This window comes from Azospirillum sp. UENF 112521, from assembly GCF_058780665.1.
In genome coordinates, this window is sequence record NZ_JBSNCI010000005.1 from 837,501 (window position 1) to 852,148 (window position 14,648).

12 protein-coding genes, 1 tRNA gene, 2 rRNA genes and 1 pseudogene (1 of these 16 only partly in view) are annotated in these 14,648 nt (G+C 68.7%); 15 read left to right on the forward strand and 1 reads right to left on the reverse strand.

Going from position 1 to position 14,648, the window contains the following annotated elements; translation table 11 throughout:
- From ACWPN8_RS28460 to ACWPN8_RS28470, 3 genes are all read left to right on the forward strand, one after another.
- A 23S ribosomal RNA gene (locus tag ACWPN8_RS28460) occupies positions 1-361 on the forward strand; it begins 2,385 nt to the left of the window's first position.
- A gap of 146 nt (positions 362-507) precedes the next feature.
- Positions 508-623: ribosomal RNA gene (gene rrf, locus ACWPN8_RS28465) — 5S ribosomal RNA — on the forward strand.
- Positions 624-707: 84 nt separating this feature from the next.
- A tRNA-Met gene (locus ACWPN8_RS28470) sits at positions 708-784 on the forward strand.
- On the opposite strand, the gene ACWPN8_RS28475 is transcribed toward ACWPN8_RS28470, so the two are convergent.
- A complete protein-coding gene (locus tag ACWPN8_RS28475; RefSeq protein WP_492243175.1) occupies positions 763-1,146 on the reverse strand; it encodes a hypothetical protein in 384 nt (127 codons plus the stop codon). The two genes, ACWPN8_RS28470 and ACWPN8_RS28475, sit on opposite strands and share 22 nt — an antisense overlap.
- 267 nt (positions 1,147-1,413) lie before the next feature.
- Between ACWPN8_RS28475 and ACWPN8_RS28480 the strand changes: the two are divergent.
- The 12 genes and pseudogenes from ACWPN8_RS28480 to ACWPN8_RS28535 all read left to right on the forward strand — a co-directional run.
- Positions 1,414-1,566, forward strand: a pseudogene (locus tag ACWPN8_RS28480) (SidA/IucD/PvdA family monooxygenase); the annotation flags it as partial.
- Positions 1,567-1,630: 64 nt separating this feature from the next.
- Positions 1,631-2,773 (forward strand): SidA/IucD/PvdA family monooxygenase, encoded by a 1,143-nt coding sequence (locus ACWPN8_RS28485; protein ID WP_492243176.1) that lies wholly within the window; start codon positions 1,631-1,633, stop codon positions 2,771-2,773.
- Positions 2,773-4,080 (forward strand): lipase family protein, encoded by a 1,308-nt coding sequence (locus ACWPN8_RS28490; RefSeq protein ID WP_492243177.1) that lies wholly within the window; start codon positions 2,773-2,775, stop codon positions 4,078-4,080. The genes ACWPN8_RS28485 and ACWPN8_RS28490 overlap by 1 nt, the downstream gene beginning before the upstream one ends.
- Positions 4,081-4,122: 42 nt before the next feature.
- Entirely contained in the window at positions 4,123-5,190 is a 1,068-nt protein-coding gene (locus ACWPN8_RS28495) for a GNAT family N-acetyltransferase (RefSeq protein ID WP_492243178.1), read from the forward strand.
- Between the two features lie 105 nt (positions 5,191-5,295).
- On the forward strand, positions 5,296-7,572 hold the full coding sequence (locus tag ACWPN8_RS28500) for a TonB-dependent siderophore receptor (RefSeq protein ID WP_492243179.1): 2,277 nt from the start codon (positions 5,296-5,298) through the stop codon (positions 7,570-7,572).
- Positions 7,573-7,591: 19 nt separating this feature from the next.
- Positions 7,592-8,515, forward strand: a complete 924-nt coding sequence (locus ACWPN8_RS28505; RefSeq protein ID WP_492243180.1) for an ABC transporter substrate-binding protein — start codon at positions 7,592-7,594, stop codon at positions 8,513-8,515.
- Complete coding sequence (gene fhuB, locus ACWPN8_RS28510; RefSeq protein WP_492243181.1) at positions 8,508-10,502, forward strand: Fe(3+)-hydroxamate ABC transporter permease FhuB; 1,995 nt, start codon at positions 8,508-8,510, stop codon at positions 10,500-10,502. The genes ACWPN8_RS28505 and fhuB overlap by 8 nt, the downstream gene beginning before the upstream one ends.
- Complete coding sequence (locus tag ACWPN8_RS28515) at positions 10,502-11,638, forward strand: SIP domain-containing protein (protein WP_492243182.1); 1,137 nt, start codon at positions 10,502-10,504, stop codon at positions 11,636-11,638. Before fhuB ends, ACWPN8_RS28515 begins: the two co-directional genes overlap by 1 nt.
- A gap of 53 nt (positions 11,639-11,691) precedes the next feature.
- The gene (locus tag ACWPN8_RS28520; RefSeq protein ID WP_492243183.1) at positions 11,692-12,459 is read left to right on the forward strand and encodes an ATP-binding cassette domain-containing protein; all 768 of its coding nucleotides are present in this window, start codon (positions 11,692-11,694) and stop codon (positions 12,457-12,459) included.
- A 178-nt stretch (positions 12,460-12,637) separates the two neighbouring features.
- Entirely contained in the window at positions 12,638-12,853 is a 216-nt protein-coding gene (locus ACWPN8_RS28525; protein ID WP_098735105.1) for an MbtH family protein, read from the forward strand.
- Entirely contained in the window at positions 12,850-13,599 is a 750-nt protein-coding gene (locus ACWPN8_RS28530; protein WP_492243184.1) for a thioesterase II family protein, read from the forward strand. Before ACWPN8_RS28525 ends, ACWPN8_RS28530 begins: the two co-directional genes overlap by 4 nt.
- Before the next feature lie 15 nt (positions 13,600-13,614).
- A complete protein-coding gene (locus ACWPN8_RS28535; protein ID WP_492243185.1) occupies positions 13,615-14,625 on the forward strand; it encodes a TauD/TfdA family dioxygenase in 1,011 nt (336 codons plus the stop codon).
- Positions 14,626-14,648 lie beyond the last annotated feature (23 nt).

Sequence of the window (14,648 nt, forward strand, 5' to 3'; positions counted from 1 at the left end):
CTGGAGCAGGTCCCAAGGGTTCGGCTGTTCGCCGATTAAAGTGGTACGTGAGCTGGGTTTAGAACGTCGTGAGACAGTTCGGTCCCTATCTGCCGTGGGTGTCGGAGTTTTGCGAGGATTTGTCCCTAGTACGAGAGGACCGGGATGGACATACCTCTGGTGCACCGGTTGTCACGCCAGTGGCATGGCCGGGTAGCTAAGTATGGACGGGATAACCGCTGAAAGCATCTAAGCGGGAAACCCACCTCTAAACCAGAGCTCCCTTGAGAGCCGTGACAGACCATCACGTCGATAGGAGGCATGTGGACGGGCAGCAATGCTTGAAGCTAAGCCTTACTAATCGCTCGATCGGCTTGATCTCGACACCACTAACCGCGCCATGCGCAGCAGCAAGCCTGCTTGAAAGCAGTGCTTGACCAGCGCATCGCCGTTCGATACATCCTCCTCACTTGCACTGAACAAGCATTAAGCGCTTTCGGTAACAGCGTCGGTCTTGTGCCTCGGTGACCTGGTGGTCATGGCGAGGTGTCAAACACCCGATCCCATCCCGAACTCGGCCGTGAAAAGCCTCCGCGCCAATGGTACTGCGTCTTAAGACGTGGGAGAGTAGGTCGCCGCCAGGTCGCTCAGGCACATGAGACGCTCAATACAAGAAAGCACGCACGCTTGCATCTTCACGACATCCGTCATCCAGCATAATGGACATCCGCGGGGTGGAGCAGCCCGGTAGCTCGTCAGGCTCATAACCTGAAGGCCGCAGGTTCAAATCCTGCCCCCGCAACCACCGACAGTTGACAGCCCGCCTCTCACGAGGCGGGCTGTCGTCGTTTCGGGTTCGCCCCGGCGCACGCCTCCAGGATCGCCAGCAGATCGCCAGGACGCTGCGCCTCCAACCCGGCGTCCGAGAGGGCAGGGGAAGCACACGACCCTGTCGACCATGGTCCGCACCATCTCCATAGCCGCCATCCCCTCGTCGCCATGGCGGCGCATCCACTGGATCGCGCCGATCCACACGGAGATGTGGGTCAGTTCGACGCCCAGCGGGTTCACGTCGATGCCCGGCACGGCCTCCGGCCCGATGGTATTCGGCCGTTGGTTTACTTTCAGGTCGAGTTTCAACTGGCGGAGGTAGCCGAAGCTCTCCAAGCCCTGCCCCGCGGCGGACGCCGCTGCCATGCCGATTTGTGCGCCAAAGCGGTTCGCATGCGAAAGAGCCTAAATTTCCGCGGGGTGCATTCGTCGTCTTTCAGGAATCCGGAAGGAGGCGGCGGTCGGCTGAGGTCGGTCGGCATCCGGCTGGAGCCCCGCCACGCCATTGACCGGCACGACCGGCACAGGCAGGAGCAGGACCGGCCCATGCGTCCGGCAGCCGTGGCGGTGTTTTTGGGATTCTCAACAGGGGACGACAATTCCATGACTCAGTTCAGCCTCTCCGAAAAGCCCCTGGACCTTGCCGGGATCGGGTTCGGACCTTCCAACATCGGGCTGGCGATCGCCCTCGAAGAACAGGCGGAGCGTTCCGGACGGGCGCTGGACACGGCCTATTTCGACCGGCAGGCCTCCTACAGCTGGCATGGCGGCACGCTGGTCCAGCAGAGCGACCTGCAGATCTCCTTCCTCAAGGATTCTGGTGACCCTGCGCAATCCGCAGAGCCCCTACAGCTTCGTGAACTATCTGCACCGCAAGGAACGGCTGATCGATTTCATCAACATCGGCACCTTCTATCCCTGCCGGATGGAGTTCAACGACTATCTCCGCTGGGTGGCGTCCCACTTCTCCGATGCCTGCCGCTACGGCACAGAGGTGGTGCGCATCGAACCGGTCGTCGACAGGACCGGCGTCATCAGCATGCTGGATGTCGTCACCCGCGGCCCCGACGGTATCGAACGCGTGCGGCGAACCCGCTCGCTGGTGGTCGGCACCGGTGGAACGCCGCGCATCCCGGCGCTGTTCGCCGGGCTGAAGGACGATCCCCGCGTGTTCCACCATGCCGACTATGTGCAGCGGATCGCTGCCCAGCCCTGCGTCGCCGGAACGCCGATGCGGATCGCCCTGGTCGGTGGCGGGCAGAGTGCCGCCGAGGCCTTCATCGACCTCAACGACAGTTTCCCGTCGGTGCGGGCCGACATGATCCTGCGCTCGGCGGTCCTGCGTCCGGCCGACGACACGCCCTTCGTCAACGAGATCTTCGCGCCGGCCTATACGGATGTGATGTTCAACCTGCCGGAGGATGAACGGACGCAGCTGATCCGCGACTACCACAACACCAATTACTCGGTGGTCGACGCCGAGCTGATCGACCGCATCTACGGCATCCTCTACCGGCAGAAGGTATCCGGCCTGCAGCGCCACGGCTTCCTGTGCCGGCGGCAGATCGAAGCGGTCACGTCCGACGGGTCCGGCATCGCGCTCACCCTGCGCGACCTGTCCAGCGGTGCCCTGGAGGAAATCCACTATGACGCGGTGGTGCTGGCAACCGGCTACGAGCGCAACTCCCACCGCCGGCTGCTGGAGCCGCTGGGCGACCTGACGGGCGATCTGCGGGTCGACCGCGATTATCGCGTCCGCACCGACCCCAAGCTGACGGCACCGGTCTTCATCCAGGGCTTCTGCGAGGAGACCCATGGGCTGAGTGACACGTTGCTGTCGGTCCTGCCGGTCCGGGCGGCGGAGATCGCCGCCGCCCTCTACCGCGATCTGGCGCCGGCCGACGGCCGGTCCCGTCGTCAGTCGGGGCCGACCGGGCTGGTCGCCGGCGCGTCGAACCGCTGATGGACGCGATGATGCGGCGCGGACGCGCCGGGCTGCGGCTGCTGTGCATCCTGTCCGCCGTCTGCGCGGCCGGGTCGGCAGCCGCCGCGGCGGACGATGCCGTGGCGAAGGCCGTCCCTCAGGCTGTCCATGCCTCCGCACGGGGCGCGGTGCTTGAGGTGGCGACGCTGGCGACCTACCGGCGGGATGCGATCGAGGCCGGGCTTGGATCGCGCGCCGCCTTCATCGGCCGGCCGCTCTGCGACGTTTCCCTGTCGCGGGTGACCTATGCCACCATCGGGGTGCATGGCGAACCGGCGACCGCTTCGGCCATGCTGCTGTTGCCCGGCGGTCCGGATTGCGGAGAGCCGCATGACTTGCTGGGCTGGGCACAGGGCACCCAGACACGGCGGGACGCCAGTCAGGCCGACGATACGCTGGCCGCGGGCGACAGCCCGCTGCTGACCTTCTACGCTGCCCGCGGCGTCGCGGTCGCCGCCACGGACTATCTCGGGCTCGGCCGCTCGGACTACCCGTTCCATCCCTACCTGCATGCGGAGAGCGAGGCGTCCGCCATCGTCGATGCGCTGCGCGCCGCGCGCAGCGTGGCGGGGGAGGCGCGGATTCCGCTGTCCGGGCATGTGCTGCTAGCCGGCTATTCCCAGGGCGGGCATGCGTCGATGGCGGCCCAGCGCACCATCGAGCGCGACCATGCGGGCGAGTTCCACCTTGCCGGAACGGCGCCGATGTCCGGTCCCTATGCGCTGGAGCAAACCTTCGTCGACGGCTGGTCGGCGACCGGGCCGGCGGGGCCGAACGGTCTGGCGACGGCGCTGTTCGCTTATGCCGTGGTGGCGATGCAGCGCGTCTACGGCAACATCTATGCCTCGCCCGCCGACGTGTTCCGGTCGCCCTTCGACGCCACGGTCGAGGGATTCATGCCGGGCCGCCTCGACATCTTCGATGTGCTTCGGCAGGGAATGCTGCCGCCGGGACCGGAGATCGCGCGGCTTCGCCAGGACGGCTTCACACGGTCCTTCGACGATCCGCAGGCTCCGTTCCGCCGCGCCCTCGCCGGCAACGACCTGCTGGACTGGACACCGCGCGCGCCGATGGTCCTGTGCGGGGCCGGCCGGGATGCCGTGGTGCCCTTCGCCAACACCCTTGCCGCCAAACGGCTCTTCACCGCCCGCGGGGCGGCTGTCGAGCTCCTGGACATGGATGACCGCATCCCGGCCGAGGTGGATGGGGTGTCGGTCCACACCAGCGCCGCCGTTTATCTGTGCTTCGGGGCGACCCGCGACCGGCTGCTCGCCCTCGCCCGGTGACGGGACGGCGGCAGCGGGCGCCAAGAACTGGAAACCGCCACCATGACATCATCCCGTACCCTGCCTTTGCCCGATGGCCGCCGGCTGACCGCCGAGACCGGATCCGGCGGTCTGCGTCTGTCCATCGACGGCCGTCCGCTGCTGTCGGCCGCCTGCGAGCCGATCGAGGGCGGCCTCGTCCTTGTGCCCGACCTCTTCGGCGAACGTCCCGCTCCACTTCCCGCGGATGCCGCCTGGGCGATGGCCTGCTGGCTGTTCACCGGCGACCCGGCCTGCCGCCGTCTCGTCTGGCGCGGCATTGAGCCCGACCCGGCCTCGCTGCGGTCCGGCCTGCTGCTCGCCGATGGCGGAGGTGGCGCCATCAGCCGGCGCGACGCCTTCTGGCAACTGCCCGGCCCCTGGCTGCGCGGTCCGGGCACGACCGGCTATCCGGCCATAGCGCGGGGGGATGGCGCGCGGGGGGATGGAGTGCATCTCCACCGGCCGCCGAAGCCGGCCGGGGAGTTGTACCGCCGGTTCGATCCGGCGCTCGGCCTCTGGATTTCGCTGCGCAGCCTGGACATCGACGTCGATCTGGAGCGCTTCAACCGTTGGCAGAACACCCCCCGGGTCCTTGCCTTCTGGCAGGAGGGCGGCGACTTCCTGAGACACCGCGCCTATCTGGAGGGGTTGGCGGAGGACCCACATGTCCAGACGGTGATCGGCTGCTTCGACGATGAACCTTTCGCCTATTTCGAGGCCTATTGGGCGAAGGAGGACCGTATCGCTCCCTTCTGCGCGCCGGGCGACCATGACCGCGGCATCCATATGCTGGTGGGGGAGGAGCATCACCGTGGACCGCACAAGGTGCGGTCGTGGCTTTCGGCGCTGGTGCACTGGATGTTCCTCGACGATGCCCGCACCGGCCGCGTGGTGTCGGAGCCGCGGGCCGACAACGCCCGCATGATCGGGCACATGCAGTCGCTGGGGTTCCTGCGCGAACGGGAGTTCGACTTCCCGCACAAGCGCGCGGCGCTGATGACGCTCGACCGCCGTGACTTCTTCGACCGCTGCCCCGGCCTGTCGGAGCCGTCGACGACGGCCGCCGCGCACGAAAATTCGTACATATGAAAGATTCTCCTTAATATTCGCCTACCCCCTTCGTCTTAGAGCCGGGAGACGGATTTCGCGAGAGAGCGGAGTCCGTCGGACAGAGCTTCAGTTGGGGGAACGGTGATGGAGAGTGAGGTTGGCGCGGCCGGATCGGCCGGTCGTCTGGCGACGGGCAAGCACGGGCGTTTGAAATCCTTCCTGCTGGCGACGACGATGGCCGGTCTGGCGCTGCTGGCGAACCAGCCGGCCGGTTTGGCGCAGCAGGCGACGAACGGCGGCCAGGCCGGCCAGGGCAGCGGGCAGGCCACTAGCGGAGAGGCCGCCACCGGCGCCGGCATTGTTCTCGACCCGATTTCCGTTCAGGGAGTCGTCGGTGGCACGGAGGGTTATGTCGCCACCCGCAGCGCCGTCGGCACCAAGGTCGAGACGCCGCTGGTCGAAATCCCCCAGACGATCTCCGTCGTGACCCGCAAGGAACTGGACCAGCGCGCGGTGCAGGATTTCGCAGGTGCGGTCGCCTACTCGCCCGGCATCGCCGTTGTCGATTACCCGGGCGGCCCCGGCGCCCCTGATTTCTCGATGCGCGGCTTCCGCGACTTCAACCTGTTCGGCATCTACCGTGATGGCCTGCGTGCCGGCTTCAACAACTACGACACCAATTTCGAGCCCTACGGGCTGGAACGTGTCGATGTCGTGAAGGGCCCGTCGTCGGTCCTGTTCGGCCAGACCTCGCCCGGCGGCGTGGTGAATCTCACCACCAAGCGGCCGACCGACAAGCCGCTGCACGAGATCGAACTGCAAACCGGCAGCTATGACCGCCGTCAGGCCGCCTTCGATTTCGGCGGGCCGGTGGATGGCGACGGCAAGGTCCTGTACCGCCTGACCGGCCTCGGCCGCCTGTCCGACACCCAGGTCGACCATGCGCCTGACGACCGCTTCTACATCGCGCCGGCCCTGACCTTCAAGCCGACCGACAAGACCAAGATGACCCTGCTCGGCAGCTATCAGAAGCTGAAGATGAGCGGGGCGGAACAGAGCATTCCCCGCGATGCGATGGGCCAGATCGGCACCGATCTCTTCTTCGGCATCCCTGGCTATTCCGACTGGAAGGTGCAGAACACCACCGTCGGCTACGAGCTGGAGCATGAGATCAGCTCGAACTGGACCTTCCACCAGAATGCCCGCTACATGCATTCAAAGGTCAACTTCGTCAGCGCCTTCAGCACCGCCTGGCCGGTGGAGCTGGTGAACGGGCGCGATTATCCGGTCGGGGTGCAGGACCGTCCGAAGACGACCGAGACCTACCTGCTCGACAGCAACGTCCAGGGCAAGGTGCAGACCGGCGCTGTGTCGCACACCATCCTGGCCGGTGTCGACTACGGCTATTACATTGGGCGGGAGACGCGGCGCAACTCGTTGAACGAGCTGGTGATCGATGTTCTCAACCCGAGCTATCCGGGGACCGACTTCCTCTATGGAAACCCCTGGGTGGATGGCAAGAGCAACCTGAGCCAGATCGGCGCCTACCTCCAGGACCAGTTGCGCTACGACAACTGGATCCTGACCCTCAGCGGCCGCCAGGATTGGGTGGTCGACAAGGAGACGGACAACCTGTCCAGCAGCTCCCAGACCGCGCGCGACCATCATTTCACCGGCCGTGTCGGTCTGGGCTATGTCTTCGACAACGGCATCGCGCCCTATGCCAGCTATGCGACCTCCTTCCAGCCGACCACCGGCACCTACGCGCCGCAGCGCGGCGGCGGCACCTTCAAGCCGACCACCGGCACCCAGTACGAGGTCGGCGTGAAGTACCAGCCGAACGGCTGGAACAGCTTCATCTCGGCCTCGCTCTATCACATCACCCAGCAGAATGTGGTCACCAACGACCCGGTCTACAGCGGCTTCGCGGTGCAGGACGGCGAGATCCGCAGCCGCGGCATCGAGCTGGAAGGCAAGATGGAGCTGACTGAGGAGTTCAGCCTGATCGCTTCCTACGCCTTCGTCGATGCCGAGATCACCAAGGACAATCCGGCCGTCGGTTCCAGCACCAGCTCGGTCGGGCTGCGTCCGAAGGGCATCCCGCGCCACATGGCCTCGGCCTGGGGGGACTATACCTTCAAGTCCGGTCCGCTCACCGGCCTCGGCTTCGGCGTGGGCGCGCGCTATGTCGGCTCGTCCAAGAATGCCGGCAACACCGAGACCATCCCGGATTACACGCTGGCCGACGCCGCCGTCCGCTACGACCTGGGTGCCCTGCGGTCCGAATTGCAGGGGGCCAGCGTGGCGCTCAACGTCAGCAACCTGACCGACAAGAAGTATTACTCGGCGGGCTTCTATGACAACACGGTGCTGTACGGCAACCGCCGCCAGGTCCTGGCGACGCTGAAGTACAGCTGGTAAGGCGGGACCGTTGTCCCCGATGCCCAAGATGACCGGCGCCGTCGACCGGCGCCGGTTCCTCCATGCCGCCGCCGCGCTGCCGCTCGGTCTTCTGGCCGGTGGCGCACGGTCGGCGGAGCCGGGGGTGGACGGCGGGGTCTGCGCGCTCGATTGGACGAGTGCACAGGCGCTGTTGTCGTTGGGCATCGTCCCGCATGGCTTGCCGGAGATCGATCGCTACCGTCGCTCCGTGATCGAGCCGGCGGTGCCGGACGGCGTTCCGGACATCGGTGCCAGGGCGGAGCCGAACCTGGAACTGCTCGACCGGCTGGCACCGGCACGCTTCGTCACCGATGGCATGCTGTCCGCCGTGCGCGGCCGGCTGGAGCGGATCGCTCCGCTGACACTCTATCAATCCTTCGACACGGGATCTGTCGACAGAGATCGGGGGAGCGGTCAGCTTGCCTTCGCCATCGCCTCCCTGCGCGGGTTGGCCGACGGCCTCGGCGTGCCGGATGCGGCGGACCGCGCGGCTGCCCGTCTCGACCGCGCATTGGAGGAGGCGCGCGCCCGCCTGAGCGGGCGGGAGAGGCGTCCGCTCTATATTCTCAGCGTCCTTGACGGGCGCCGCGTCCTCATCCATGGACGCAACAGCCTTTACCAGGATCTCCTCGACCGGCTGGAGATCGAAAATGCCTGGACCGGTCCCAGCGGCCCCTACGGCCACGCCACCGTGACCATGGACCGGCTGACCGGCCGTCCCGATGCCGGACTGGTCAACATCGGCAGCGAGGGAAAGCGGGCGCTGGAGGCGCTGGCCGACCTGCCGCTGTTCGCCGGGCTGCCGTTCCTGCGCGAAGGCCGGGTCACCATCCTGCCGCCCATCCTGTTCTATGGCGGCGTCCCGACGGCGGAGCGTTTCGTCCGTCTGCTCGGCGAAAGGCTTCCGCAGCGCCATGGCTGACACCGCGATCCCGACCCCGTCCCGCCGGTTCGGTCCGGCCTGGCCGGTGACCGGCCTGTTCCTGCTGGCCGGACTGGCATCCTTTCTGGTGCTTGGCCGGCAACTGCCGCCGGAGCTGTGGTGGAGGGCGCTCGTTGATCCCGATCCGGCGCGTCTCGACCAGCTTGCCGCCCACTATGTCCTGTTCCCGCGCTTCGCGGTCGCCCTGCTGGTCGGGGCGGCGCTGGGGCTTGCCGGCACCATCCTGCAGCAGGTTCTGCGCAACCCGTTGGCCGAACCCGCCACGCTCGGCATTTCCGCCGGCGCGCACCTGTCGCTCGCCGTCGCCACCCTCTGGATTCCCGAGGCGCTGGCGCTGGGCCGCGAATGGGTCGCGCTGGCCGGTGCCGGACTGTCGGCGGCGGCGCTGCTGGCGCTGTCCTGGCGCAAGGGGTTGTCGCCGGTCACCGTCGTGCTGGCCGGTCTCGTCCTCAGCCTCTATGCCGGATCGGTCAGCGGCGTGATGGTGCTGTTCAACCACGACCTGCTGATCGGCCTCTTCCTGTGGGGTGCCGGCTTCCTCGACCAGCAGGATTGGGGCATGGCCGCCTTTCTGGCGCCCCGGCTGGCGGTGCTGGCCGTCGCCGCGGCGCTGGTCCTGCGCCCGCTGGTCCTGCTCGGCCTGGGGGAGGGCGGGGCGCGCAGCCTCGGGCTGTCGGTTGTGGGCGCCCGTCTGGCCGGATTGCTGATCGCGGTGATGCTGACCGCCCTCACGGTCGCCGCCGTCGGCGTGGTCAGCTTCGTCGGGCTGGCCGCCCCGACCATCGTCGGCATGGCCGGCGCCCGCCGGCTGGGGCAACGGATGCTGTGGGCGCCGCTCTGCGGTGCCGCCCTGCTGTGGGCGACCGACGCCTTGGTGCTGATGGCGCCGATCACCTACCGCGAATTGCCGACCGGTGCCGTCACCGCGGTCCTGGGTGTGCCGATGCTGCTGTGGCTTCTGCCGCGGCTGCGGACCTCCGCACCGCCGGTCCTGTCCGCCGCCGCCCAGCCGCCGCGCGCCTCCCGCCCCGCCCTGGTGCTTGCCGGCGCTGCCCTGCTGCTGCCCCTGGCCCTGTGGATGGCGGTCGCCTTCGGTTCCGGTCCGGATGGCTGGGGCTGGAGTTCCGGCGACGATCTTGCCGCGCTGGGGCCCTGGCGGCTGCCGCGGGCGATGGCGGCCCTGTCCGGCGGGGCCATGCTTGCGGTCGCGGGTGCCATGCTGCAACGGATGACCGGCAATCCGCTGGCGGCGCCGGAGATCCTCGGCGTGTCTTCCGGCGCGATCCTCGGCGTGATCGTGCTGATGTTCTCGGCGGACGCGCCGGAGCGTGGCGCGCAGATCGCGGCCGGCGGGGCGGGAGCGGTCGCGGTGCTGGCGGCGATGCTGGCGCTCGGCCGCAAGGACGGCTTCTCGCCCGACCGGCTGCTGCTGGCCGGAATCGCCACCAGCTCCATCTCCGGCGTCGTCGTCGCCGTCCTGATGGCCGGGCAGGATCCACGCCTGCAAACGCTCGTCACCTGGCTGTCCGGTTCGACCTACATGGTGGGGTGGACCGACGGGCTGGCGGCGGTTCTGCTGGCGATGCTCGCCATCGGCGCCATTCCCTTCGTCGCCCGCTGGCTCGACCTGCTGCCGCTCGGCGGCGGGGTGGCCGCCGCGCTGGGGGTCAGCCCGTCGCTCAGCCGGATCGCGCTGTTCAGCCTGTCGGCCCTGCTGACCGCGGCGGCGACGCTGATCGTCGGCCCGCTGAGCTTCGTCGGGCTGATGGGGCCGCATCTGGCCCGTATGCTCGGCCTGCAGCGGGCTGCTGCCCATCTCGCCGGTTCCGCCATGCTCGGCGGCCTGATCATGCTGATGGCCGACTGGCTCGGCCGCAGCGTGATCTTTCCCTATCAGGTGCCGGCCGGGCTGCTCGCCTCGGTGATCGGCGGACCCTTCCTTCTCTGGCTGCTGGGACGGCGCTGATGCCCCGCTTCTCCTGCGATACCGCGATCCCTCACGACCGCCCCTCCGCTGCCGCGGACCGGCTGGTCGCCGCCGCCGAACCCTACGGCCTGACCTTCACCCGCGAGGGCGAAACCCTGGTGGCGAGCGGCCCATTCGGCCGGCTGGCTCTGTCCGTCGCGGCCGACGCCCTGCATCTCCGGGCGGAGGCGGACGACCGCGGCCTTTTGGAGCGTCTGCGCGCGTCCGTCAGCGAGCAGCTGGTCGGTTTGCTGGGGGAGGAGGTCGCCATCGTCTGGAGCGGCGATGTGGAGACAGGACCGCTCTTCGCCGACTTCCGCGAGATCCGCGTCGTCGCCGTCCGTGACCTGACGCCGCGCCTGCGCCGCGTCACCTTCCGTGGCCGTGACCTTGACCGCTTCGCAACGGCGGACAACCTGCACGTCCGGCTCTATCTGCCGCCGGACGGATCGGAAACGCCGTCCTGGCCGCGCCCCGGCCCCGACGGACGGCCGCTCTGGCCCGAGCCGGACCGGCGTCCGGCGGTCCGCTACTACACCCTGCGACGCATCGATGCCGAGGCGGGCGAACTGGACATCGATTTCGTTCTCCATGCGGACGATACGCAGTCCGATGGCGGGCATCCCGGTGGTGCTCCCAATGGCGCTCCCAATGGCGCTCCCGGGGCCGACTTCGCCCGGCGGGCCCGGCCCGGCGACCTCTGCGGCATGTCCGGTCCCTGCGGGCTCGGCATCCGTCCGGCGGCCTGGTACCTGCTGGCCGGCGACGAAACGGCGCTTCCCGCCATCGCCCGCATCCTGGAGGAGTTGCCGGGCGACGCCCGCGGCATCGCCCTGATCGAGGTGGAGGACGCGGCGGACGAACTGCCGCTTCAGGCGCCCGCCGGTGTCTCCGTCCATTGGCTGCACCGCCGGGATGCCGGGGGTGCGGGGCCGCTGGTCGAGGCGGTGCGCGCCCTGACGTTGCCGTCCGGCCCGGCCGCGCCGTTCGCCTGGGTGGCCTGCGAGTTCGACGATCTCGCCCTCCTGCGCGACCATCTGCGCGGACGCGGCATCGACCGCGACCGCCTGCTGACCGTCGCCTACTGGCGGCGCACCCCGCCGGCCGCCTCATCAGACCGCAGGATTTCCGCATGACGTCTTCAGCCGCGTCCCCGACAGCGCCCCCATCTGCGTCCCCGACAGCGCCGATGTTCCGCATCGACGGGGTGAGCTTCGCCTTGCCCGGCCGCCTCCTGCTCGACATACCGTCCTGCGACCTGCTTCCCCGCCGGGTGACCGCACTGATCGGCCATAACGGCTCCGGCAAATCGACCCTGCTGAAGATCCTCGCCCGCCAGCAACGACCCAGCGGCGGGCGGGTGCTGTTCGACGGCCAGCCGCTGGACCGCTGGAAACAGCGAGCGCTCGCTCGCCGGATCGGTTACCTGCCGCAGCACATGCCGCCGGCCTCCGGGCTCCTGGTGCGGGAGCTGGTGGCGCTCGGCCGCTATCCCTGGCATGGCGCTCTGGGCGCCTTCCGGGCGGAGGATGCCCGCAAGGTGGAGGAGGCGCTGGTGCTGACCGATACCGCGCGGTTCGCCGGCCGTCTGGTGGACAGCCTGTCGGGCGGCGAGCGGCAGCGGGTCTGGCTGGCCATGCTGATCGCGCAGGATGCCGGCTGCCTGCTGCTGGACGAGCCGATCTCGGCGCTCGACGTCGCCCATCAGGTGGAGGTGCTGGCGCTGGTCCGCCGGCTGTCGCGCGACCGCGGCGTCGGGGTGGTCGCGGTGCTGCACGACGTGAACATGGCCGCACGCTTTTGCGACGACATCGTCGCTCTGCACGGCGGGCGTCTGATTGATCGCGGCACGCCGGCCGAGATCATGACCGCTGCCCGGCTAGGCGCCATCTACGGCCTGCCGATGGCGGTGATTCCCCATCCGGAGTCCGGGGAGCCCGTCGCGCTGGTCCGTTGATTGCCGCAGCAACCCTCGCATCGCTTGTTGCGAGGGGGGCGTTGCGAGGGAATCGCAAAATCCTCCTAACGATTCGCCGCGCTGCTTCGTCCATTAGGGCAGGAGGGCGCCGGGCGCGGACCGCATGAGCGGCCGGACCGGAATGCCGCCCCACTCCCGACAGTGAACGAGGACAGCGATGGCGTTCGACCGCGAGGACATCACCTTCAAGGTGCTGGTCAACCACGAGGAACAATATTCCATCTGGCCGGACTACAAGGCGGTTCCGGCCGGCTGGCGCGAGGCGGGCAAGAGCGGTCCCAAGGCCGACTGCCTCGCCTACGTCGAGCAGGTGTGGACCGACATGCGGCCGCTCAGCCTGCGCCGCCAGATGGACGAAGCCGCCGCGCGATGACGTCCGCGACCGCCCCCGTCTTCGGTCGCGCCGCACCACCGGCGATGCGGCTGTTCTGCCTTCCCTATTCCGGCGCCAGCGCGATGATCTATGCGCGCTGGAAACGCCTCGTGCCCTCCTGGCTGGAGGTTGTGCCGGTCGAATTGCCGGGCCGCGGCCGGCGGATGGACGAACCCCCCAGGACCGACCTGACGGCGCTGGCCGCCGAACTGGCGGAAGAGCTGGCTCCGCAAGCGCAGGGCCCCTTCGCCCTGTTCGGGCACAGCCTGGGCGGTCTCCTCGCCTTCGAGCTGGCGCATGCCTTGCGCGGGCATGGGCGGGGGGAACCGCGGGCGCTGTTCGCGTCGGCTGCCGCCGCTCCCAGCCGGCGCGAGGACGGGCGTTGGGCCGAACCGCTGGACGATGACGGGTTGATCGCCGAGATGCGCCGCCTCAGCGGCACGGCCGAGGAGGTGTTCGGCAACCGCGACCTGCTGGAGATGGCCCTTCCGGTCCTGCGCGCCGACTTCCTGCTGTGCGGCCGCTACGCATACCGTCCCCGACCGCCGCTGGACTGCCCGATCCGGGTGTTCGGCGGCACACAGGACGACATCGCCGCCGACCGGCTGCGGGCGTGGTCGGCGGAGACGCGCGGGGGCTTCACCCTGGAGATGTTCGACGGCGACCATTTCTTCCTGCGCGCCCACGAACGTCCGCTCCTCGACCGGCTGGCGGACGGCTTGGGCGTGATCGCCGCGACCGCCTGAATTCAAGAGGGTTCCATGGCCGAGCGTAGTTTCACGATCGAAGATTTTCCCCATGCGCGTGGCGGCCTGCCGCTGCTGGTGCGGGCGCGCGATCCGCAGGTGGATCTGCTCGACGCTTTCGCCGACCTGGAGCCGCTGGTGCGTGACTGGCTGCCGCGCTGCGCCGGCATTCTCTTCCGCGGCTTCGCGCTGGGTCCGGCCCCAGAATCCGCAGCGGACTCCGCAGCGAACACGGTAGAGCGTTTCCGCGCCTTCGCCGCCGCCTTCGGCCATCCGCTGCTGAGCTACGAGTTCGGCTCGACCCCGCGAACCAACGTGACGTCGGGCGTCTACACCTCCACCGAATATCCGGCCGACCAGCACATTCCCCTGCACAACGAGCAGGCCTATACCCGCGACTGGCCGATGCGCATCTGGTTCTGCTGCGTCCAGGCGGCGCCGGTCGGCGGCGAGACGCCGATCGCCGACAGCCGGGCGATCCACCGCCGGATTCCCGCCGACATCCGCGAGCGGTTCGAACGGCGCGGCCTGATGTATGTCCGCAACTACGGCAACGGGTTGGACGTGCCGTGGCAGAAGGTCTTCAACACGGAGGACCGCGCGACGGTGGAGGCTTATTGCCGCGACCACCGCATCCTCTGCGACTGGAAGGAGGATGGCGAACTGCGCACGCGCCAGATCTGCCAGGCGACCGCCCACCATCCGGTGACCGGGGAGGCGGTGTGGTTCAACCAGGCGCATCTCTTCCACGTCTCCAACCTTCCGGAGGAGGCGCGCACGGCGCTGCTCGACATCCTCGACGAGGAGGATTTGCCGCGCAACGTCTACCACGCCGACGGCGGTCCCATCGATCCGGCCGACCTTGCCGCCATTCGCGCGGTCCTGGCCGAGGAAACGGTGCTGTTCCCATGGCAGACCGGGGACGTGATGATGCTCGACAACATGCTGGCCGCCCATGCCCGCACGCCCTTCAGCGGGCCGCGCAAGGTCGTGGTCGCCATGGCCGAACCCCATTCCGCCGACTGACCGCTCCCGGCTGGCGTTTCCGC

Coding starts and splice junctions, on each gene's coding strand:
- ACWPN8_RS28490 (WP_492243177.1), top strand. CDS start 2,773: ATGGACGCGATGATGCGGCGCGGACGCGCCGGGCTGCGGCTGCTGTGC.
- ACWPN8_RS28495 (WP_492243178.1), top strand. CDS start 4,123: ATGACATCATCCCGTACCCTGCCTTTGCCCGATGGCCGCCGGCTGACC.
- ACWPN8_RS28500 (WP_492243179.1), top strand. CDS start 5,296: ATGGAGAGTGAGGTTGGCGCGGCCGGATCGGCCGGTCGTCTGGCGACG.
- ACWPN8_RS28505 (WP_492243180.1), top strand. CDS start 7,592: ATGCCCAAGATGACCGGCGCCGTCGACCGGCGCCGGTTCCTCCATGCC.
- fhuB (WP_492243181.1), top strand. CDS start 8,508: ATGGCTGACACCGCGATCCCGACCCCGTCCCGCCGGTTCGGTCCGGCC.
- ACWPN8_RS28515 (WP_492243182.1), top strand. CDS start 10,502: ATGCCCCGCTTCTCCTGCGATACCGCGATCCCTCACGACCGCCCCTCC.
- ACWPN8_RS28520 (WP_492243183.1), top strand. CDS start 11,692: ATGTTCCGCATCGACGGGGTGAGCTTCGCCTTGCCCGGCCGCCTCCTG.
- ACWPN8_RS28525 (WP_098735105.1), top strand. CDS start 12,638: ATGGCGTTCGACCGCGAGGACATCACCTTCAAGGTGCTGGTCAACCAC.
- ACWPN8_RS28530 (WP_492243184.1), top strand. CDS start 12,850: ATGACGTCCGCGACCGCCCCCGTCTTCGGTCGCGCCGCACCACCGGCG.
- ACWPN8_RS28535 (WP_492243185.1), top strand. CDS start 13,615: ATGGCCGAGCGTAGTTTCACGATCGAAGATTTTCCCCATGCGCGTGGC.